Source organism: Actinoplanes sp. NBC_00393 (assembly GCF_036053395.1).
GTDB lineage: Bacteria > Actinomycetota > Actinomycetes > Mycobacteriales > Micromonosporaceae > Actinoplanes.
In genome coordinates, this window is the sequence record NZ_CP107942.1 from 4,182,995 (window position 1) to 4,201,990 (window position 18,996).

Annotated in this window: 20 protein-coding genes; 14 read left to right on the forward strand and 6 right to left on the reverse strand. The window is 72.1% G+C overall.

Annotation, left to right across the window (positions count from 1 at the left end; all coding sequences use genetic code 11):
- Positions 1 to 3 precede the first annotated feature (3 nt).
- The gene (locus OHA21_RS19745) at positions 4 to 738 is read left to right on the forward strand and encodes an STAS domain-containing protein (protein ID WP_328475603.1); all 735 of its coding nucleotides are present in this window, start codon (positions 4 to 6) and stop codon (positions 736 to 738) included.
- Between the two features lie 34 nt (positions 739 to 772).
- The gene (locus OHA21_RS19750) at positions 773 to 1,111 is read left to right on the forward strand and encodes an STAS domain-containing protein (protein WP_328475605.1); all 339 of its coding nucleotides are present in this window, start codon (positions 773 to 775) and stop codon (positions 1,109 to 1,111) included.
- Between the two features lie 4 nt (positions 1,112 to 1,115).
- Here OHA21_RS19750 and OHA21_RS19755 read toward each other — a convergent pair whose 3' ends face one another.
- The gene (locus OHA21_RS19755; RefSeq protein ID WP_328475607.1) at positions 1,116 to 2,126 is read right to left on the reverse strand and encodes a chemotaxis protein CheB; all 1,011 of its coding nucleotides are present in this window, start codon (positions 2,124 to 2,126) and stop codon (positions 1,116 to 1,118) included.
- Positions 2,127 to 2,204: 78 nt separating this feature from the next.
- Positions 2,205 to 3,032: an SAM-dependent methyltransferase gene (locus tag OHA21_RS19760; RefSeq protein ID WP_328475609.1), complete on the reverse strand. Its 828-nt coding sequence runs from the start codon at positions 3,030 to 3,032 to the stop codon at positions 2,205 to 2,207.
- A gap of 90 nt (positions 3,033 to 3,122) precedes the next feature.
- Here OHA21_RS19760 and OHA21_RS19765 point away from each other — a divergent pair, with 90 nt between their 5' ends.
- The 3 genes from OHA21_RS19765 to OHA21_RS19780 all read left to right on the forward strand — a co-directional run bounded on the left by OHA21_RS19765 (position 3,123) and on the right by OHA21_RS19780 (position 8,385).
- A complete protein-coding gene (locus OHA21_RS19765) occupies positions 3,123 to 3,626 on the forward strand; it encodes a LytR C-terminal domain-containing protein (protein ID WP_328475611.1) in 504 nt (167 codons plus the stop codon).
- Positions 3,627 to 3,724: 98 nt separating this feature from the next.
- A complete protein-coding gene (locus OHA21_RS19770; protein ID WP_442875110.1) occupies positions 3,725 to 4,780 on the forward strand; it encodes an MBL fold metallo-hydrolase in 1,056 nt (351 codons plus the stop codon).
- 554 nt (positions 4,781 to 5,334) lie between these two features.
- Positions 5,335 to 8,385, forward strand: coding sequence for a BTAD domain-containing putative transcriptional regulator (locus OHA21_RS19780; RefSeq protein ID WP_328475613.1), 3,051 nt, complete (start codon positions 5,335 to 5,337; stop codon positions 8,383 to 8,385).
- On the opposite strand, the gene OHA21_RS19785 is transcribed toward OHA21_RS19780, so the two are convergent.
- On the reverse strand, positions 8,382 to 8,750 hold the full coding sequence (locus OHA21_RS19785; protein ID WP_328475615.1) for a hypothetical protein: 369 nt from the start codon (positions 8,748 to 8,750) through the stop codon (positions 8,382 to 8,384). The two genes, OHA21_RS19780 and OHA21_RS19785, sit on opposite strands and share 4 nt — an antisense overlap.
- Before the next feature lie 128 nt (positions 8,751 to 8,878).
- On the opposite strand from OHA21_RS19785, the gene OHA21_RS19790 reads away from it, so the two are divergent.
- Genes OHA21_RS19790 through OHA21_RS19800 form a run of 3 tightly spaced genes read left to right on the forward strand, consistent with a single transcriptional unit; the run spans position 8,879 to position 11,086 of the window.
- Complete coding sequence (locus OHA21_RS19790) at positions 8,879 to 9,406, forward strand: DUF6653 family protein (RefSeq protein WP_328475617.1); 528 nt, start codon at positions 8,879 to 8,881, stop codon at positions 9,404 to 9,406.
- 2 nt (positions 9,407 to 9,408) lie between these two features.
- Positions 9,409 to 10,062 carry a hypothetical protein gene (locus OHA21_RS19795; RefSeq protein WP_328475619.1) on the forward strand — a complete coding sequence of 218 codons (654 nt, stop codon included), beginning with the start codon at positions 9,409 to 9,411 and terminating at the stop codon, positions 10,060 to 10,062.
- Positions 10,004 to 11,086: an alpha/beta hydrolase family protein gene (locus tag OHA21_RS19800; protein WP_328475621.1), complete on the forward strand. Its 1,083-nt coding sequence runs from the start codon at positions 10,004 to 10,006 to the stop codon at positions 11,084 to 11,086. Before OHA21_RS19795 ends, OHA21_RS19800 begins: the two co-directional genes overlap by 59 nt.
- Positions 11,087 to 11,089: 3 nt before the next feature.
- Here the strand turns inward: OHA21_RS19800 and OHA21_RS19805 are convergent, their stop codons facing one another.
- Complete coding sequence (locus OHA21_RS19805; protein WP_328478467.1) at positions 11,090 to 11,548, reverse strand: hypothetical protein; 459 nt, start codon at positions 11,546 to 11,548, stop codon at positions 11,090 to 11,092.
- 38 nt (positions 11,549 to 11,586) lie between these two features.
- Here OHA21_RS19805 and OHA21_RS19810 point away from each other — a divergent pair, with 38 nt between their 5' ends.
- Positions 11,587 to 12,138, forward strand: a complete 552-nt coding sequence (locus OHA21_RS19810; RefSeq protein ID WP_328478469.1) for a TetR/AcrR family transcriptional regulator — start codon at positions 11,587 to 11,589, stop codon at positions 12,136 to 12,138.
- On the opposite strand, the gene OHA21_RS19815 is transcribed toward OHA21_RS19810, so the two are convergent.
- Positions 12,117 to 12,863, reverse strand: a complete 747-nt coding sequence (locus tag OHA21_RS19815; protein WP_328475623.1) for a L,D-transpeptidase family protein — start codon at positions 12,861 to 12,863, stop codon at positions 12,117 to 12,119. The two genes, OHA21_RS19810 and OHA21_RS19815, sit on opposite strands and share 22 nt — an antisense overlap.
- A 78-nt stretch (positions 12,864 to 12,941) precedes the next feature.
- On the opposite strand from OHA21_RS19815, the gene OHA21_RS19820 reads away from it, so the two are divergent.
- The 5 genes from OHA21_RS19820 (at position 12,942) to OHA21_RS19840 (ending at position 18,122) form a co-directional block, all read left to right on the forward strand.
- Positions 12,942 to 13,304 carry a hypothetical protein gene (locus OHA21_RS19820; protein WP_328475625.1) on the forward strand — a complete coding sequence of 121 codons (363 nt, stop codon included), beginning with the start codon at positions 12,942 to 12,944 and terminating at the stop codon, positions 13,302 to 13,304.
- 151 nt (positions 13,305 to 13,455) lie between these two features.
- Entirely contained in the window at positions 13,456 to 15,147 is a 1,692-nt protein-coding gene (locus tag OHA21_RS19825; protein ID WP_328475627.1) for an ArnT family glycosyltransferase, read from the forward strand.
- 147 nt (positions 15,148 to 15,294) lie between these two features.
- Positions 15,295 to 16,050 (forward strand): ATP-binding protein, encoded by a 756-nt coding sequence (locus OHA21_RS19830; RefSeq protein ID WP_328475629.1) that lies wholly within the window; start codon positions 15,295 to 15,297, stop codon positions 16,048 to 16,050.
- On the forward strand, positions 16,047 to 17,270 hold the full coding sequence (locus OHA21_RS19835; protein WP_328475631.1) for a PP2C family protein-serine/threonine phosphatase: 1,224 nt from the start codon (positions 16,047 to 16,049) through the stop codon (positions 17,268 to 17,270). The genes OHA21_RS19830 and OHA21_RS19835 overlap by 4 nt, the downstream gene beginning before the upstream one ends.
- Before the next feature lie 81 nt (positions 17,271 to 17,351).
- Positions 17,352 to 18,122 (forward strand): alpha/beta fold hydrolase, encoded by a 771-nt coding sequence (locus OHA21_RS19840; protein WP_328475633.1) that lies wholly within the window; start codon positions 17,352 to 17,354, stop codon positions 18,120 to 18,122.
- 1 nt (position 18,123) lies between these two features.
- On the opposite strand, the gene OHA21_RS19845 is transcribed toward OHA21_RS19840, so the two are convergent.
- Positions 18,124 to 18,990 carry a TolB family protein gene (locus OHA21_RS19845; protein ID WP_328475635.1) on the reverse strand — a complete coding sequence of 289 codons (867 nt, stop codon included), beginning with the start codon at positions 18,988 to 18,990 and terminating at the stop codon, positions 18,124 to 18,126.
- Positions 18,991 to 18,996 lie beyond the last annotated feature (6 nt).

The following is an 18,996-nucleotide window of genomic DNA, read 5'->3' on the forward strand; positions in this document are numbered from 1 at the left end:
GGGGTGGCCACTGTGCGATGCGACATCGAGCCCGTGGGGACCCGCCTGTTGGTCCGCGTCCACGGTGAGCTCTCCCTGGTCTCGGCACCCACGGTGCGGACAGCTCTGCTGAAATGCCTGGTGGAGCAGCCCGACGCGGTGGTGGTCGACCTCAGCGGGACAGTCGTCGCCGAGCCGGCCGCGGCATCGGTGTTCCTGGCCGCCGCCCGCCACGCCGCGCTGTGGCCGGGCACGCCGCTGCTCCTCGCCGCGCCCGATCCGGCACTGGCTGAACTGCTCACCCACGGCTACGGCCGGCTGTCGGTGCATCCCTCGGTGGAGGACGCTTTCGCCGCCCAGCCGCGGCAACGGACCCCGATCGTCCAGGAAACTCTGCTGCCGGTCGGCGGTGCGGCGCGCCGTGCGCGCGAACTGGTCGCCGAGGCGTGCGCCCGATGGAGGCTGATCCCGATGTCCGGTGCGGCTGCCGTCGTCGCGGGCGAACTGGTCACCAACGCGGCCGTGCACGCCGGCACGATGATCGACTTCCGGCTCACCCTGGGCCGCCGGTATCTCGTCGTCGCCGTCCGCGACGGCAACCAGGACGCGCCGGTCCTGCCGCCGGCTGCCTCGGCGGACCCGGCCGACCTGCGCGGCCTGCTACTGATCAACTCCATCGCCCATCGGTGGGGCACCCTGCCGGCGTACGGCGGCAAGGTCGTCTGGGCGACGCTCCGACGACGTGAGGCCCCTGACTGAACCACTTCCGCCAGTTTCGCCCGGGAGGCTCCCGATGACGCCCTTCGCCATGAGCAGACACGACAACGCGGGCGTGTCGCGCCTTACGATCACCGGCGATCTCGACAGCGACACGTGTGCCGACGTCGCCGACCTGCTCATCGCAGCGGCACACCAGCACGGTGTACAAGAGGTGGTCGTCGACCTGCGGGACACCACGTTCCTGGCCGCCGCCGGCGTCCGTGCCCTCCTACGGGGACGCCATGCCGCCGACTCGGCGGGCCGCGCCTTCCGGGTGGTCAACGCGACCGGAGTGGTGCACCTGGTGCTGCGGCTCAGCGGTGTCCTCGGGATACTCGCGGTCACCTCGGAATCCGACGTCACGGGCGGCTGACGCCCTACCCGGCGACATCGACGGGCGGCTGCCCGCTCTGCGGCTTGTCGCCGAGCACCCGGGTGCGCACCAGCTCCGCATCCCGGCCGACCCGGTCCGCCTCGGCCCGGTACACCTGCCGGCCCTTCTGATCACCGGACCGCTCGGCCTGCATCGCCAGCTCCAGCAGGATCGTGACCTTCTCCTGCATGGCGCTGACCGCGGTCCACAGCGCCGTCTCGATGCCGTCGTCACTGGCCGCGACGAATGCCCCGGGCGACCAGGAATGGCCGACGTGACACACATAGTGCACGGCCCGTCCGGTGCGAACCCGATACATGCCACCACCGCATTCGGGGCAGCCCAGCGCCACCGGGTCCCCGGGACGGTCAGCCTCCGTCCGGCCATCGGCGATCATGTCCGTCTCCCAGATCAGTACTTCGTCCGCCGCTCCCACGTCCTCGACCGGCTGCCCGGCGACCTTTCCGATGAGTCGCGCGAGTTCCGCGGCCGGAGCCGCCGTTGCCGAGGGCACCGCGGCCAGCGCAGCCGTCGGCATACCGGGGAACCGTGCCTCCCGCGGCTCCTGCACGAACGCCATTCCCCCGTGCTGAACCACCGCGGCCAGACCCGCCGCCCCGTCGTCCAGGCTGCCGGACAGCACCACACCGGCAACCCGGGAACCGCACCAACGTGCGGCCGCCCGGAACAACGCGTCCACGGCCGGGCGTGCCCGGTTCTCCCGCGGCCCGGCACTGAGCCGCAGCACGTCCCCCGCGCCGATGACCAGATGCCGATCCGGAACCGCCACATGAACGTGACCCGGCCGTACCTTCTCCCCGTCGGCCGCCGTGATCACGGGCAGCGCGGATTCCTTGGCCAGCATTTCCGCGAGCGCGCTGCGCGCCCCCGGCGCCATGTGGGTGACCACCAGAACGGCGGCCGGCAGGTCCGCCGGCAGCCGGGCCAGCAGCGTCCGCAGCGCCGCATGGGCCCCGGCCGAGCCCCCGATCACGATCAGGTCACGTCGCGCCATCAACCATCGCTCCTCGCCACCGGCCGCGTATTCCCACCGCCCGGCCGGCCGAAACCACGAATGGCACCCTGTTTGGACTCAGCCGGCGATCACGACGCGCTCCCCCGCGAAGACGTCCAGGGTCCGGCCGAGCGGCCGCAGCAAGCGCACCTGGTACTCCTCGGCGCCCAGGTCAGCGCGGACCCGCAGGCCCTGTTCGGCCAGTCGCCGGGCCACTTCCGGCGGGTCGAAGGCGCTCCGCCAGCTCAGCCGCTGCGCCCAGCCGGCATGGTGCGGATCGTCCCTGACCGCGGCCGGCAGGTAGGTCAGCACGACCCGGCTGCCCCGCGCCAGCGTTCCGGTGAAGCTGAACAGGCGGTCGACGGCGCTGTCCGGCACATACATCGTGACCGCTTCGCAGAGCAGGAGCGTGGGCACGGACAGGTCCGCGCCGGCCTGCGCCAGCACGTCGCCGACGGTCTGCACGGTGAGATCGATCGGCGCATATCGTACGTGCGTCGCCGCCTCGGGCAGCACGCGTGCCAGCGCCGCCTTCTTCTCAGCCTGTACCGCCGGCAGGTCCAGCTCCCAGACCCGGGCCTGCGACATCGCCGGCATCCGGTACGGCCGGGTGTCCATCCCCGCCCCGAGGATCACCACCTGCCGCAGGCCGGCGGCAAGCGCGTCCCGGCACGCGTCGTCGATCACCCGGGTACGGCACACGACCGCGCCGTAGAAGCCGGGCCCGACCCGGTTCAGCAGGCGCAGGAAGGCCGACCGCAGCGCCCGGTTCCGCACCATGACGGCGGTCCAGCCGGTGAGGAGCCGCTCGGCGAGCGGGTCGTCGAACAGTGGCTGCCGGGCGCGTCCCTCGATCGCCCGCATCACGGCGGCGCCGACGGCTGTCCTCGTCTCCCCGCTCGCCACGATCCCTCCCGGCCGTCTTCGTCATACCTGCCGACTGGGAGTACACAAATCCGGGTCGGCGTGCGTCAAGGCTCGGTGAGCTTTGTACGCATGCGAGCATTCAGCGTCGTCAGCCTTCTCGTCGTGACGGCGATCGTCGCCGTCGTGGTGGCGATGGTCCGGGACAGCCAGGCCGACGCGGCGACTGGGGACTGCCCGCCGGGCGTACCGAAGGTGGACCTGACCCTGCCGAACGACCCGGCCCTGGTGAAGATCCGCGTGCTGAACGGCAGCAAGGCCAAGGGCACGGCCGAGCGGGTCACCGAGGAGTTCAAGAACCGCGGCTTCCAGGTGCAGCCGCCCGCGAAGAGCAAGAACAAGCTCACCCGGGTCGCCGTCATCCACTACGGGCCGAAGGCGGTCGGCGCCGCGCAGTGGATCCGGGCGCACTTCCTCGGTGCGGCGGAGCCGCAGTTCAGCGCGGCGCGGGCCGACGACGTGATCGACGTCGTCATCGGCGACCAATATCAGCAGCTCGCCACGCGTACCGAGGTCAATCAGTCGTTGGCGCAGCTCAGCGGACCGGCCCTGCCGCCGGGCACCTGCTCGGCCTGACGGCCGGCGGTCGTGGTGGGCCGCTCAGGTGGGCGGCCGCGGTGCCGATGGGACGTCCCGTCGTCATCCGGCCAGCGCCTGCAGAACGGACACCGAACGTGAGTGACAAGAACGTGTGGCCCCTCGCCGAGTTGTCGGCCCAGCTCGGCGCGCGGGCGACGGGCGGCCGCCGGACCCGGATGGAGGCGTCGCCCCAGTTCGCGGACGGCCGGTTCCGCAACACGCTGCCGACCTCGAGCCTGCCGCTGACCTCGGCGCCGCGGATGGCCCTGGCGACGATGACCGGGCGCGACGCCCGCCGCCCGCACCAGCCGGTGCCGATGCTGGCCGAGGCCGGTGACGCCGCCGGACTGCACGTCACCTGGTACGGCCACTCCTCCACGCTGATCGAGATCGAGGGACACCGGGTGCTGCTCGACCCGGTGTGGAGCCAGCGGTGCTCCCCGTCGCGGCTGGCCGGGCCGAAGCGGCTGCACGAACCGCCCGTGGCGCTGCGGGACCTGCCGGCGCTGGACGCCGTGGTGATCTCCCACGACCACTACGACCATCTGGACATGGCCACCGTTCAGGAGCTGAGCGCGCGTCAGCCCGTACTCTTCGTGGTCCCGCTCGGTATCGGCGCCCACCTGCAGCACTGGGGTGTGCCGGCCGCCCGGATCGTCGAGCTGGACTGGCACGAGGGCACCCGGGTCGGGGGGCTGGAGCTGATCGCCACCCCGGCGCGTCACTTCTCCGGCCGCGGGCTGCACCGCGACGAGACCCTGTGGGCCAGTTGGGTGATCAAGGGGCCGTCGCGCAGCGCGTTCTACTCCGGCGACACCGGCTACTTCCCCGGGTTCGCCGAGATCGGCGAGCGGCACGGGCCGTTCGACGTCACGCTGGTGCAGGTCGGGGCGTACGACGAGGCCTGGCCGGACATCCACATGCTGCCCGAGGACGGCGTGCGCGCCCACCTCGACGTACGCGGCGGTCTACTCGTGCCGGTGCACTGGGCCACCTTCGACCTGGCCCTGCACGACTGGGCCGAGCCCGCCGACCGCACCTGGCGGGCCGCGAAGGACCACGACGTCGCGCTGGCCATCCCCCGGCCCGGCGAACGCGTCGATGTGGACGCTCCACCCACGGTCGACGCCTGGTGGCAGCTCGTCGCCTGACCGAATTCTGAGCAACCTCCGCCGTTCGGCTAGCGCATCCACCCATAAATGTGATTCGATCTGGTCAGAGAGCCGGGCATCCTCCCCCGTGGATGCCCGGCCCTCTGTTTGTGCGGGCATCAGCGAGGAGGCCGCCGCGTTCTCCAGCGACCCGTACCCGGCCTACCGGCAGCTGCGTGACACGGCCCCGGCCTGCCGCGTGGACCTGCCGGACGGATCGCCGGTCTGGCTCGTCACCCGCTACCCGGACGTCCGCGCCCTGCTCGCCGCCCCGCGCCTGTCGGTCGACAAGCGCAACGGCAACGCCAGCTGGCGCGGTTTCTCGCTGCTGCCGGCCCTGCTGGACGCGATCGCCGGGCAGGCCGAGGCGGATCTCGTCCGCGACTACGCTGCGGATCTCCTCCAACGCCTCGCTCACCGTGCCACCCTCCGTTTCGGCCGGCCGCCAACGTATGCGGTGGCGGTGGGCCGGGCCCGGTCCGGGCGGGCTTCTCCATCGGCGCTGCGCTTTGTAGGGTGGCCGTGCGGCCCCCGCCGGCGACGGGAACGGACAGGTGGAGTTCAGGATCCTCGGACCTCTCGAGGTCGCGGCGGATGGGCGGCTGCTGGAGCTGGGCCGCCCCAAGCAGCGCGCGGTCCTGGCGATCCTGCTGGTGCACGCGAATCGGACGGTCTCGCTGGAGCACCTGGTCGACGAGCTGTGGGGTGAGGAACCACCCGCGCAGGCCATCGCGTCGCTGCAGGCGTACGTGTCGCATCTGCGCAGGCTGCTCGAACCGGACCGGGAGGCGCGCGACCCGGCCCGGGTGCTGGTCAGCCAGGCGCCCGGCTACCGGATGCAGGTCAGCACCGACGATCTGGACGCGGCCCGCTTCGAGACGCTCACGATCGAGGGAAGGCGGCTGCTCGACGCCGGCCGGCCCGACCAGGGCAGCGACGTCCTGGAGCGGGCGCTCGGGCTGTGGCGCGGGCCGGTGCTGGCCGACTTCCCGGACGCGGGGTTCGCGCGTACCGAACGAACCCGCCTCGACGAGGTGCGGTTGGGCGCCGTCGAGGACCGGATCGCGGCGAACCTGACGCTGGGCCGGCACGCGAACGTCGTCACCGAGCTGGATCAGCTGGTCAAGGCCCACCCGTACCGGGAAGGGCTGCACGGTCTGCGGATGCTCGCGCTCTACCGCGCCGGGCGGCAGGCCGAGGCACTGGACGCCTACCGGCAGATCCGGCGGATGCTCGACGACGATCTCGGCGTCGAACCGGGACCGCAACTGGAGCTGCTGCACCGGCAGATCCTGGAACACGCGCCGCAACTCGACCTGGCCGCGCCGATCCGGTCCGGGCCGGCACCGGCCGGGCGACCCGAGCCGCCCGCGCCGGATCACACGCTCGTCGGCCGCACCGAGCAGCTGGGCGACCTGCGGCGGGCGCTCGCCGCCGCTGTCGACGGGCACGGCCGGCTGGTGCTGCTGGGCGGGGAGCCAGGCGTCGGCAAGACCAGACTCGCGGAGGAGCTCGGCGCGAGCGCACAGGACGTCGCGGTTGCCTGGGGCCGCTGCAACGAGGAGCCGGGCGCGCCGCCGTTCTGGCCGTGGGCGCAGGTGCTCCGCGAGCTCGCCCCGAACCTGCCGGAGCTGACCGGCCCACAGCCGGCCGGACCGCCGGTCGTGGATGTCGAAGCGGTCCGGTTCCGGGTGTGCCAGGCCGTGGTCGCGCAGTTGCTCCGGCTCGCTGCCGACCGGCCGCTGCTGGTTGTGATCGACGACCTGCACTGGGCGGACACCGGATCGCTGCGGCTGCTGCCGGTGCTGGCCCAGCAGCTCGGCGCCGCCCGGATCCTGGTCGTCGCCACCTACCGCGACCCCGGCGAAGCCCAGCTGGACGGCACCCTGGCCGCGCTGGCCCGGCTGTCCACGGTCGACCGGATCGCTCTGCACGGCCTCACCGAGGGCGAGGTGCGGCAGCTGATGGCCGGGCGGCTCGGCGCCGTACCCGCCGGGCACCTGGTCACCGAGGTGCACGACCGCAGCGCCGGCAACCCGTTCTTCGTCCTCGAGCTGGCCCGCCTGCTCAGCAGTAGAAGAGCAGGTCAAGTGCCGGCGGGCGTACGCGACGTGCTGCGCCACCGCCTAGCCGGCCTGCCGGAACAGACCCAGGCGGTCCTGCTCGTCGCCGCCGTCACCGGCCGCGAGTTCGACCTCGACGTGCTGCGCGACGTCTCCGGCCTGGAGGACGACACCGTCCTCGACGCGATCGAGGCGGCGCTGCTGTCCGGGCTGGTGGTCGAGGACGAGACGGTGGGCCGGTTCCGGTTCGCGCACGACCTGATGCGGGAGACGATCTACCACGAGGTGAGCCGGGTACGCCGGGCCCGGCTGCACGCCCGGGTGGCCGAAGCGCTCGACGGCCGGCCCGGCGCCGGCGACCGGGCCGGCGTGCACTGGTGGCTGGCCGCGCCGGTCGTCGGCGCCCGGGCCGCACTGCCGCACCTGCTGACCGCCGCCGACCAGGCGCTCGCCACTCTGGCCCACGAGCAGGCCGAACAGCATCTGGCGAACGCGCTGGACCTGCTCGCCGCCGAACCGTTGTCGGACGAGCGCACCCGTGCCGAACTCGATGTGCAGATGCGCCTCGGCACGCTGTCCGCCCAGCTGCACGGCGCCCAGTCGGCGTCCGGTCGCGCCGCCGTCACCCGCGCCCGGGAACTCGCCGAACAGCTCGCCGACCGGCCGGCCACGATCGCCGCCTATCGCAGCCTCTACGAGGTGGCGGTCGCCCGCGCCGAACACGCGCAGGCCCGGGAGCTGGCGGAACGGCTGCTCGAGGTCAGCCGCGGGACGAACAGCGCGCAGGCCCACCTCGCGATGGGCCGCACCCTGTGGTGCCTCGGAGAGCCGGGACCGGCCCGCGAGCACCTGGAACGCAGCCTGGAGCTGGCCACGGGTCTGCCGGACGGGCCGCACGAGTTCCTGCCCGTCGACATCACGGCGCGGCTGCAGCTGGCGCCGGTTCTGGACCTGCTCGGGCACGAGGGCGCGGCGGCTGATCATGTGGAGACGGCGGTCGCGCGTACCCGTACCATGGCTCCGCTCGTGCGTGCGGGTGTGCTGACCAGTGCCGCGCTGATCAGCGCGCTGCGCCGGGATGTGCCGGCGGCCGGCGCGCATGCGCGCCAGGCCCTCGAGCTTGCCGGCCCGCTGCCGGCCTGGTTCGCCTATGCGGCGGCGGTACGGTCGTGGGCGCAGGCGGTCGAGAATGATGCGGCCGGCGGCGCCCGTGCGCTGCGGGAGAATCTCGACGAGATCCGGTCCCGCGGCGCCCGGCACCTGGTGGCCTGGGTGCTCGGCATGCTCGCCGAGGCGGAGACGCTGGCCGGGGACGCCGAGGAGGCGCTGCGGCTGTTGGCGGAGGCACAGTCGCTGGTCACGCAGACCGGTGAGCGGCTGCACGAGGCGGAACTGCACCGGCTGCACGGCCGGGCGCTGCTCGCAGCGGACCGGACCGCGGACGCCCGCACTGCCCTGCACCTGGCACTCGAGGTCGCCGGGCGGCAGGGCGCCGAGCTGATCGTCCGCCGGGCCACCGCGGACCTACGCGCGCTTTCCTAGATCTCGCGGGCCAGCCACGCGGCGTCCGAGGGTGCGAAACCCGCCCGGCGCAGCACGGCGTCACCGTCGGCAACGGCGGCCACCAGCCGTTCGACGCCGCGGGCACGGCACAGATCGGCCAGTTCGCGGACCAATCGGTCCGGAGCGGGCTGCCCCGGCCGGACGGCCAGGGCGCGGACCTCCAGCGTCCGCGCCGACAGCTGTTCCGTGGCGGCGGCCGCGGTGAGCGCCGAGCCGTTGGCGGCGGTCAGGTTCCACAGTCCGGACCACTGTTCGTCGCCGGACAGCCGCGGCGAACGGTAGACCAGCGACAACTCGCGGGCGTCGGCGGCGCCGAGCCGGCGGAACACGATGTCCATCACCACGGCGTGATCCTGCTCGTCGCGCCTTGGCGGTGGCTTGACGCCGGCCCGGTGCTCGCGCCAAGTGAGCGTCAAGCGGGGGCGCGCAACCTCAGGGCAATCACATCGCATCGCTTGCCAGGAGGTCCACAATGAGCACTCCCACCCAGGTCACCGGCGAACAACGGGTCGCCAAGGTCTTCGGCCTCACCGGCGACAACTGGTCCCGGCACGCCAGCCCGGTCAGCGTCATCACCCGGTTCGCCGTACTCCCCCTGCTCGCGATCTCCATCTGGAGCCGCGACTGGATCGGCTGGTGGAGCCTCGTGCCGATCGTCGCGTCGCTGATCTTCATGATGGTCAACCCGCTGCTGTTCCCGAAACCGCGGTCCACCCGCAACTGGGCGTCCAAGGGCGTCTTCGGTGAGCGTGTCTGGTCCGAGCGTCTCAAGGTCCCGGTGCCCGCCCAATTCAACGCCAAGGTCTTCACCGTGACCTATGCGATCCAGCTGGCCGGCGCGGCCGCACTCACCTACGGGCTGGTCCGCTACGACCTGCTCGTCACCCTCACCGGCCTGATCATCCTGCAGACCGCCAAGGCCTGGTACATCGACCGTCAGGTGCTGCTGTACGAGGACATGAAGACCCGCCACCCCGAGTACGCGAGCTGGGAGTACTGAGCATGCGCCGGGCCTTCCTGCTGGCCGTCCCGCTGGCCTGGGCAGTGCTGCTGCTGTTCCATCCGAACCCGGATCCCGGCGACATGTACGACAGCCTGCGCGACGAGCCCGGCCGATGGCTGACCGTCCACCTCGGCACGCTGTTCCTGATCGGACTCATGGGCGCCGCCGTCTACCTGCTGGTGGACGGCCTGCCCGGAACGGCAGCGAAGATCAGCCGGGTCGGGGCCGGGGTGTTCGCGGTGTTCTACGGCGCGGGCGAGGCGATCCAGGGAATCGGCGTCGGCGTGCTCGTCCAGCACGTCAACCAGGCACCGGAGAGCGAACGGGTTGCGGGCGCCCGCGCGGTACAGGCACTGTGGGACAACCCGGTGTCCGACGACCTCGCCGTGACCATCGGCGCGATCGGCTGGGCGGTGGCAGTGTTCGCCGCCGCGGCCGCCGTCCACCGGGCCGGCGCGCCCCTGGCCGCGACCGTGCTGCTCGGGCTGTCGTCGATCGTGCTGATGCACGCGCCACCGATCGGGCCCGTCGGGCTGCTCTGCTTCGCGGCGGCGGTCGTGGTGCTGGACCGCTCACCCCGGAGAGGTGTTGATCATGACAACCGCACTACCGCAACCGGCCGGACCGTACGCCGTGGGCCGCATCGTGCGTGACTGGACCGACCGGTCCCGGACCGATCGGTACGCGCCCGACCCCGCGCCGCCACGATCGCTGGTCACCTGGATCTGGTATCCGGCGCAGCCGCAGGCGGGCCCGCCCGCGGATTATCTGCCGGGCGCCTGGCAGGCCACCGCCGGGACGATCGGCATCGACGCGAACGGGCTGACCGCGAACAGCGTCGACGGCGCGCCCCTGTCCGAGGATCGTGCCGCGTACCCGGTGGTGCTGCTGTCGCCGAGCGGCTTCCCGCCGCTGATGCTGTCCGGCACGGCCGAGGAGCTGGCCAGCCGGGGATTCGTGGTGGTCGGCGTCAATCACACCTACGAGACCACGGTGACGGTCTTCCCCGACGGCCGCACCGTGCCGGGGAATCCGGCCGCGATCGCCGGTGCTCTCGGCCCGCAGTCCGGAGAGCACCGTACGGTGTTCGACCAGCGTGCCGGGGTGTGCCGGTACAAAGCCGAAGACCTCGCCTTCCTCGCCGATCAACTGTTCCTCGGCCGGCTCTTTCCCGGCCGCCTGGATCTGGACCGGCTGACCGCGGCCGGCCACTCCTTCGGCGGCGCGGCCGCCCTGCAGTGGTGCCACGACGATCCGCGCTGCAAGGCCGCGGTCAACCTCGACGGCGCGCTGTGGTCCGAGGTCGGCCGGCTCGGCCTGCCCCGGCCGGTGCTGCAACTGCTGGCACCCCATCCCGAGTTCGACATGAAACCCGAGGATGCGGTCGCGGCCGGCATCGCACCGGACCCCGACTGGTACGCCGAGGAGAAGGCGATCACCCTCGACGGCTGGACGACCGTCGGCAACGCCGTCCGGATCGCCGGCGCCACCCACCTGAGCTTCATGGACGTCGCCTTCCTCCCGGCGCGACCGGACTCGCTGGTCGCTCCGATGCTCGCCCGGACCACGATCGAACCGGCCCGCATGCTGACCGTCGCCAACGCGGTGCTCGTCGCCTTCCTGACCGGCGCGGACATGTCGGCCGCCCTCGCCGCCCCGGAGGTCGCGGCCCGCTGACGCTCAGTCCGGCTCAGCGGCGCGGCTGAGGCGGATGGCGGAGATCAGGAAGAAGATGGCGCCGGGGATGGCGTAGCCGATCGCGTTGGTCAGCGTCGGGTCGTCGGCGGCGGCGCCCGCGATGAACGAGGCGCCGGCCAGCGTCGAGATGCCGCCGCTGATGATCATCGGCCACTGGCCGCCCATCGCGCGGCGGGTGACGCCCACGGCCAGCTGGATCAGGCCGGCGACGACGGCCCAGGCGCCCCACACGCGCAGGACCGCCGGGATGCCGGAGGTGGCGGCGACGGCCAGGCCGGCAGCGGCGAGTGAGCTGACGGCGATGTTGGCGTACAGCAGGGTGGGTGATCCGGTGGCGCGTGACGCCCGGGCGTCGATGACGGCGGCGGCCACGTCGAACAGCGGATAGAGCACGAGCAGCGTGACGGCGAGCGGGCCGAGGTGGTCGGCGGTCGTGAACATCACGAGGGCCCAGGCGATGGCGAACGCGAAGCGGACGACTGCGGCTACTCACCACGGCGTCCGGGATCTTCTACGCCGAGGGCATCCACTCCGTCGGCGTCGACCGGATCATCGCCGAGGCCAAGGTGACCCGGGCGACCTTCTACCGGCACTTCCCCAGCAAGGAGGATCTGGTCCTGGCTCACCTGCAGGCGGCCGACCAGGGCATCCGTGGCCAGGTGGAGGCGGCCCTCGCCGCGGACATGTCAGCGGGCGACGCTGTCCGGGCCGTCGCCGCGGCGATCGCCGAAGGCATCCAGTCGCCGGGCTTCCGTGGCTGCGCCTTTCTGAACGCGGTGGCCGAGTATCCGCATCCTGACCAGCCCGTGCACCAGGCGGTCCGCGCGCACCGGCAGTGGTTCCTCAACACGATCACGACCCTGATGACGCGCATCCGGGAGGCCGGGGCCGAGCCCGCCGCGCAGCACTTCGTCATGCTCCGCGACGGGGCGATGGCGGCCGGCTGCCTCTTCGACCCCAAGCTGATCTGCCAGACGTTCCTGCGCGGTGTCGACGAGCTCGTCGAGAGTCACGCCCGGGTGATCACCTGAGACGGGCCCATCACGATGCGTGGGTGCTTCGCCGGGTTCAGCCACTTCAGCAGGCGGACCATGTTCGCGCGGCTCACCGAGACGCAACCCGCGGTCGCGCCCGTGCCGCTGGCGTGCAGGAAGATGGCCGAGCCGCGACCGGTGCGGGCTGGTTTGCCCGCGACATACTGACTGCGTTTGGCGTCCCACTTCACGCCGGACGGGCGGTTGAAATTGATCACCGCGGCGTGGGCGTACTGCTTGGGGTAGGCGGCCAGACGCTCGGCCTGCGACTTGCGCCAGGTGCGCTTGGCTGAGGCCGACGGCTGAAAGAGGTTATAGGTACGGGCGTCGCGCTGGTCACCCACCCAGTAGTCGTTGCCGTCGACCTTCCGGTACGGCAGACGGGTGCCCGGGTCCGCGCGTACCCCGAACGCCTCTGTGATCTTGAACGTGCCCACCGGCGTCGTGCCGGTGTCCTGGACCCGGCGCGAGGCCCACGCCCAGCCGCCGTAACCGGTGCGCGCGGCCATCCCGGCGAACGCCTGGCGCCACCGGCCGTCGGCGCCGCGCTGGTAGGCGCGCAGCGTCGCCTTCGTCGACGACCAGCCCGCGGCGGTCACCACGATGACCTGCTTCGCGTTGCCGATATGGGCGAGATCCGCCGGAATCGCCGCGGCGGCCGGCTGGGCCGGAAGAAGTACCGCTGTCACGACGATCACCAGAACCGCTGCCAGTCTCCGCATGACACCTCGAATCGGCTCATGGTGGCGCAGAAATCCATCACCCGACGGTATGGAACCGGTGTGCTTAGATCCACAATCATGACAGCTCAGACCGGCACCGCGGCGCAGCTCGGATGGTTCACCCGCGACCGGTACGGCAGCCCGGCCGCTTTCGCCGGATCGGTGGCGGTCTTCGCCGTGTTGTTCATTTTCGCCGGCTTCACGGTATTGGACTCGAGCTACCTGATGTCGAACGCCTGCATCGGTGACACCGGCCAGATGGTCTGCCCGTCCAGCGGCCCGGACTGGGCCCGCCCGCTTCCCGGCGTGGCCGCTTTCGTGGGTTTGCTCACCGGCCTCATCGGTCTGGTCCTCGGCCGCCCGGTGCGTACCCCGGCCCTGATCGCCGGTTTCGCGCTGACCACCGCCGGCCTGGTCGCCAGTCTGCTGCTCCGCCCCTGACCGCACGAGGGAAGCGGTCAAGTGCCGTGTCGTGGCAGAATTCCAGCCTTCTGGACGGCGTGTCGGGCCCTGTCCGAAAGGGAATGGGACTAACCACCTCATGACGCACGAACGACATATGCCTGGTGAAACCACCGTGGCATTGCCCACCGTGCGCATTCCCCGTCAGCGGACGGTGACCGAGGCGCCGCCCGCGCCGCCGCAGCCCCGAGCCGAGCCCCCGGCCCGGCCCTCGCGATGGTGGATCTACGCCCTGGTCATCGCCGGCCTGCTCGGGCAGATGGCGTTCGCCATGGTGACGGCCGCCCGGCAGCAGTCACCGATCGTCGACGAGCCCGTCTATGTCTCCACGAGCCTGGTCTACCTGCAGGATCACAGCCTGGAGTACAACTTCGAGCATCCGCCGCTGGCCAAGCTGATCATGGCGACCGGTCTGGCCTCTGCTGATGCCCGCATGCCGCCGCCGGAGTTCGAGGGCTCGCAGTGGCAGCTCGGCGAGCAGGTCCTCTACCAGCAGGGCAACGACGCTCAGGAACTGCTCTTCCTCGCCCGGCTGCCGATGATCATCCTGACCCTGTTGTTCGGGCTGGTGGTCTTCTCCTTCGCCCGGGATCTCGCCGGGCCGCTGGCCGGGCTCGCAGCACTCGGCCTCTACGCCTTCTCGCCGGACGTCATCGCCCACGGGTCACTGGCCACACTGGACATGCCCGCGGCCGGCTTCCTGCTCACCGCGTTGTGGCTGCTGTGGCGCGCCCGCACCCGGCCGTACCGGTATCTGCCGCTCGCCGGGATCGCGCTCGGCGCCGCCCTCGCCACCAAGATGAGCACCCTGCCGGCGCTGCCGCTCGCGGCGCTGCTGGCCGTGCTGTCGATGCGGCACGCCCGCATCGGCCGGCGGCTGGCCGCGGGGGCCGGGGTCGTCGTCATCGCCATCGCGACGACCTGGGTCACCTACCTTCTCGTCGACCCGGGCCTGCGCTGGACCACCCCGGCCGACCTGCCGGTCGTGCACGGTCTCACCGGCACGCTCATCGACTGGCTGCCGCTGCCCGAGCCGTTCCGCGACGGCGCCCGGCTGCAGTTCGGCTTCGAGGACATGGCTTTCCCGGGCTTCCTGCTCGGCGAGGCGTACACCGGATCCAAGTGGTACTACCTGCCCGTCGCCCTGCTGATCAAAGAGCCGCTCGGCATGCTGGTCCTCTGGATCGCCGGCGCCACGGCCATGGTCGTGGTGCCCCGGTTGCGGATCGCGGCGGTGTACGTCCTGGCGCCGACCGCGGTGCTCCTGCTCGTGGCGATGGGCGGCTCCCGAGACTGGGGCGTGCGGTACGCGATCTTCGTACCGGTCATCCTGGCTGTTGCCGCGGGCTGCGTGCTGGCCTTCCGGCAGCGATGGACCCACATCGTGGCGCTGTTGCTGGTCCTGTCCGTGGCGGTGAGCTCAGTGCGGACGTTCCCCTACTACCTGCCCTATTCCAACGAGGCCTTCGGCGGCCCCGGCAAGACCTATCTGCGGCTCGCCGACTCCAACGTCGACTGGGGACAGGACCTGGCGCGGCTCGGCGACCGGCTCGCCGAGAAATATCCCGGTCAACCGGTGTGGATGGCCTACAAGGGCCGCGGCAACCCGGGCTACTACGGCATCAGGGCGAAGCATCCGCTGACGGTCCCCGAGGATCAGGTGCGCGGGATCATCGCGGTCTCCACCAACTGCCTGCGCGTCCCGTTCTGCATCCCGGTGAAGGCCGGCATCGACCCGGGCCCGCGCCAACTCGACGAGCTGCTCGACAGCAGCAGGCTGGTCGGCCACGTCGGACACAGCATCCTGATCTACCGCCGCTGACTGCTTCCGCAGATGCTGACTGCTTCCGCAGATTGCGCGCAAAAGCCGGTCCCCCGTTCCGGCGAACTCGGCACGGCCGATGCTTCGCCCAGCCCGGTCCGGATACTTACCCTCGTAGAGCAGCTATCGGCGAACGAAGGCATTCGCATGGACCATTCCGTGCAGGTCGACGTCACAGCGCAGGGCACCGTCCGGGTGGTCCTCACCGGGTCGGTGATCCTGGTACGGCACGACGAGGTCCTCGCCCGCGTCGAGCAGGCGATGAAGGCCGAGCCCAGCACGCGGATGTCCGTCGACCTGAGCCGGGCCACCTCCCTGGACTCCTCCGGCGTCGCCCTGCTCCTCCTGCTGCGCCGCCGCGCCAACCGCGCCGGGGTGGCGTTCCAGTTGCACGACCTGCGCCCGGAGGTCCGGCAGCATCTGCACATGGCCGGCCTGACCGCGTTCTTCGGCCTGGCCACGCCCGGCGTGACGGCGCCGCACGTACCCGAGCGTGACAGCCACGCCATGGCGCTGGTCGAGGTCCTCGACCAGCCGTTCGGTCTCGACGACATCAGGGTGGTCCGGCACCGGCTGTCCAGCTATGCCGCAAGCGTCGGGATGTCCGACATGGACCAGTACAAACTGATGCTCGCGGCCACCGAGATCATGGCCAATGCCGTGCGGCACGGCGGTGGGCGAGGGCACATCCGGGTCGTCGCGCAGGAGGACCACCTGCTGCTCGAGATCAGTGACGAGGGGCCCGGCATTCCGCGCCGCTACCTGGAGGCGCCCGTCCGGCCGCGGCCCGGCCGCATCGGTCTGGCCGGGTTGTGGCTGGTCCGCGAGATCTGCGATCGGTTCGACGTGGAGACCGGGCCGGGCGGGACGACCGTACGGCTGACCATCGTCCTGCCGTCGTGACCGGGTTCCCCTCCCAGCAGGGCCTGCCCGGGGAGGCGTACCGGGTCCTGGGCCAGTCGCTGAACCTGCACCGCACCGCGGCCGCCGCCGTGCGGCTCGCCGTTCCCGCGCTGGCCCGGACGGCGCTGCTCGTCCTGACGTTCGATCACCAGGCGCAGTGGTGGACAGCCGACGGCCGGGCGGATCAACGGGGTCATGCTGTCCCGGCCGCCCTGCCCCGGTGGCTGCAGGACCGCCTGGCCGACGGCGACGGCATCCGCGTGAATCCGCTCCCCGCGGGACAACGGTCCCTGCCCGGCGGGCGGCAGCACGACGGTCACGGAGCCGTGGTCCGGTTGTCCTGCTCGTATCAGTGCCAAGCCGTGCTGGTGCTGCTGCGTGACGCCGGCCGGCCGGCGTTCACCGAGGCCGAGCGCACCCTCGCGGCGCAGTTCGCCGTACCAGTCAGCCGGGCGGTGACCGCGGCCATGCTCTACCGCGACCAGGCCGAACTCGCCGAGACGCTGCGGACCGCCCTGCAGCCGGCGCCGCTGCCGACGGTCGCCGGGGTCGAACTGGCGGCGGCGTACCGGCCGGCCCGGGAGGCGCACCGCATCGGCGGCGACATCCTGCACGTCGAGGCCCGGCCCGACGGCAGCGCACTGTGCGCGCTGGGCGACGTCTGCGGCAAGGGCGTCGAAGCAGCGTTGGCCGGCGGCCGCCTGCGCCGGTCGCTGCAGACCCTGTCGCCGGTCGCCCAACAGCCCCTGGACCTGCTGCACCTGCTCAACGTGACGTCTTTCGATACCAGCGCCATGGACGCGACACAGTTCGCCACGCTGCTGCTCGGCGTCGTCCAGATGGTGCCGCACGGCGGTGTGCTGCTCCGGCTGGCCGCCGGCGGTCACCCGTCGCCGGTGGTGGTGCGGCGCACCGGCCGGGTGGAGGAACCGCAGCTCGGCGGCATGATGCTCGGCGCCGACCGGGCGGCGACGTTCACCGAGTCGGTGATCTGGCTGGCATCCGGCGACGTGTGCGTGCTCTACACCGACGGGGTGATCGACGCCGAGGGCGGCCCGCTGGGTGAGGCGTTCGGCCGGCAACGGCTCACCGCAATGCTCAGCGACTACGCCGGCCAACCGGCCGCGGTGGTCGCGGAACGGATCGAGCAGTGTACGAGCGACTGGCTCGGCGGCGCCGAACACGACGACATCGCGGTGCTGGTCGTCCGGGCCCCGTGATCACCGATGCGGCAGACCGGCCGACCGTGGTGTTGGCTACCGTCGACCAGGACGAGTCGCCTACCGGACGGGATTCGCGGGATGAGCAACGACCTTCGGGTGCGAGCGGGCGGCGACGGCGGGCCGGTGCTGCTGTTGCTGCACGGCCTCGGCGCGACCGGCGACGTCTGGGCCGGGTGGGAGCCGCAGCTGGCCCGGCACTGGCCCGGCCGGTGGCTGGCCCCCGACCTGCCCGGACACGGTGGGTCGGCGTCGCTGGCCTCCTACACGTTCGACACCCTCGCCGAGGCGGTCCGGCCGCTGGTCGAGCCGGGTGTGCGTACCGTCGTGCTCGGACACTCGCTCGGCGGCGTGGTCGCGCTGGCGCTGGCCGCGCGGGCCCCGGTGGCCGCGGTGATCGGGCTGGGCATCAAGGTCGTCTGGAACGACGAGGAGCTGGAACGCGCCCAGGCGCTGGCCCGGCGTCCGGTGAGCTGGTTCGACACCCGGGAGGAGGCCCTGACCCGGCACCTGCGGGTCTCCGGGCTGGCCGGGCTGATCGCCGGCGACGACCCGGCCGCGCAGAGCGGGATCCGCGCGGAGGACGGCCGGTGGCGGCTGGCCCTGGATCCGGCGGCGTTCGGGGTGGGCGCGCCGGACATGCCGGGCCTGATCGCCGGCTCTCCGGCGACGGTCACCCTGGCCCGCGGTGAGAACGACCCGATGAACACCGACGCCCAGCTGGGCCGGCTGCGCGTCCCGGTGGTCACGCTGGGCGGGCTCGGCCACAACGCGCACGTGGAGAGCCCACCCCAATGCCTGGCCCTGCTGGGCGGCATCGGCGCAGCTCAGGGGCCGGCCCACCGGCCCTGATTCATCCGGCGACCGGATAGTCGACGTACGCGAAACGCCGCGAATCCGGCGACCAGCTGTTGACGTTGATCGTGCCCTGCCCGCCGTGCAGCGCGACGACCGTGCGCGCTTCACGCCAGTCGTCCCCGTCCACGAGCCGAAGCTCAACGTCCAGGTCGGCGGGGTGGCCCTGCGTGCCCGGGGGGTAGCTGAGGTAGACAGCCCGGCCGCCGTCCGGCGCGAAGTGCGGGAACCAGTTGACCCGCTCGTCGAAGGTCAGCTGCTCGATCCCCGTACCGTCCGGCCGGATCCGGGCGATCTGCGCGTTGCCGGAGAACCGCTCGGTGTTGAAGTAGATCCACTCACCGTCCGGCGAGTACTCGGGCCCGTCGTCCGGCCCGCCCGCCGCGGTGAGCCGGGTCGACGGCCCGCCGGACCGGCCGATCGTCCACAGGTTGCCGGCATCCCAGCGCTGCTGCTCGATGCCCACGTAGGCGAGGGTCGCACCGTCCGGGCTCACCCCGTGCAGAAAGTGCATCCGCTCCTCGTGGGTGATCCGCCGCCCCGGGCCACCGGCCAGCGGCGCCTCGTAGATGTGCCCGTCGTTCGCGGACAGAAAGATCGTCTCGCCGTCCGGCGCCAGGACGTGGTCGTTGTTCAGCTCCGGCACCCCGCCCAGCGAGATCCGCCGCGGCGGCCCCGACCCGTCGGCCGGCAGGGCCCACAGCAGCCCGTCCCCGTTCAGGATCAGGTCCCCACCGGCCGTCCAGTTCGGCGCCTCGAACAGCACGTCCGCGCTGGTGTACACCAGCGTCGAGCGGCCAGCAGCGACGTCATAGATGTGAATGCGGCAGGTCTGATTCCCGGCGAGGGTGCGAGCGTAGGCCATGCAGCA

Coding starts and splice junctions, on each gene's coding strand:
- OHA21_RS19840 (WP_328475633.1), top strand. CDS start 17,352: ATGAGCAACGACCTTCGGGTGCGAGCGGGCGGCGACGGCGGGCCGGTG.
- OHA21_RS19800 (WP_328475621.1), top strand. CDS start 10,004: ATGACAACCGCACTACCGCAACCGGCCGGACCGTACGCCGTGGGCCGC.
- OHA21_RS19815 (WP_328475623.1), bottom strand. CDS start 12,863: ATGCGGAGACTGGCAGCGGTTCTGGTGATCGTCGTGACAGCGGTACTT.
- OHA21_RS19795 (WP_328475619.1), top strand. CDS start 9,409: ATGCGCCGGGCCTTCCTGCTGGCCGTCCCGCTGGCCTGGGCAGTGCTG.
- OHA21_RS19765 (WP_328475611.1), top strand. CDS start 3,123: ATGCGAGCATTCAGCGTCGTCAGCCTTCTCGTCGTGACGGCGATCGTC.
- OHA21_RS19755 (WP_328475607.1), bottom strand. CDS start 2,126: ATGGCGCGACGTGACCTGATCGTGATCGGGGGCTCGGCCGGGGCCCAT.
- OHA21_RS19805 (WP_328478467.1), bottom strand. CDS start 11,548: ATGTTCACGACCGCCGACCACCTCGGCCCGCTCGCCGTCACGCTGCTC.
- OHA21_RS19790 (WP_328475617.1), top strand. CDS start 8,879: ATGAGCACTCCCACCCAGGTCACCGGCGAACAACGGGTCGCCAAGGTC.
- OHA21_RS19845 (WP_328475635.1), bottom strand. CDS start 18,990: ATGGCCTACGCTCGCACCCTCGCCGGGAATCAGACCTGCCGCATTCAC.
- OHA21_RS19830 (WP_328475629.1), top strand. CDS start 15,295: ATGGACCATTCCGTGCAGGTCGACGTCACAGCGCAGGGCACCGTCCGG.
- OHA21_RS19750 (WP_328475605.1), top strand. CDS start 773: ATGACGCCCTTCGCCATGAGCAGACACGACAACGCGGGCGTGTCGCGC.
- OHA21_RS19820 (WP_328475625.1), top strand. CDS start 12,942: ATGACAGCTCAGACCGGCACCGCGGCGCAGCTCGGATGGTTCACCCGC.